This is a genomic window from Pseudomonas sp. 30_B, from assembly GCF_017491605.1.
Taxonomy (GTDB): Bacteria; Pseudomonadota; Gammaproteobacteria; order Pseudomonadales; family Pseudomonadaceae; genus Pseudomonas.
The window spans coordinates 1-493 of record NZ_JAFGYY010000226.1 but is presented as its reverse complement, the minus strand read 5'-3'; the positions used below and the strand labels follow the sequence as shown (position 1 = coordinate 493).

1 protein-coding gene is annotated in these 493 nt (G+C 64.3%); it reads right to left on the bottom strand.

The genetic code is table 11. The annotated features are described in order from the left end of the window. A partial coding sequence (locus tag J5M67_RS28035; protein ID WP_207888624.1) for a sensor domain-containing diguanylate cyclase occupies positions 1-493 on the bottom strand: 493 nt, incomplete at both ends.

Genomic DNA, 493 nt, shown 5'->3' with positions numbered 1-493 from the left:
GTCCCCTTGCAGGTGGCCGAACGTATCGTTGTACTGCTTGAAATGATCGACGTCGACCATCACGAGCGCGAGGGGCGTGTTGTGCCGGCGTGCGTAGTGAAAGGCGCGCTCGAACTGTTCGTTGAAATAGCTGCGGTTGTACACCATCGTCAGCGCGTCGTGCGAAGCGGTCCGCATGAGCGATGCGTGCGCGTCGAACAGCCGCCGGTACAGCACCGTCACTTCCCAGACGAGCACGCAGACGAGGATGCCCGGCGCGATCATGCTGAACAGGCGCGAGACGTACCAGCCGGCGGTGAAGCGCGCGGTGCTCAGCAGATTCAGGCTGGTATCGGTGAAGCCGGCGAGCAGCACGACGACGAGCCAGATGTCGAGCATCGTCCTCATCCGGCCGACGAACAGCGCGGCGGCGATCGCGCCGAGGTTGATCGTCCAGATGACGATCGCCACCGGATCGGCGGCGAGCAGCGCATTGTCGAGCGACGGGCCGAAC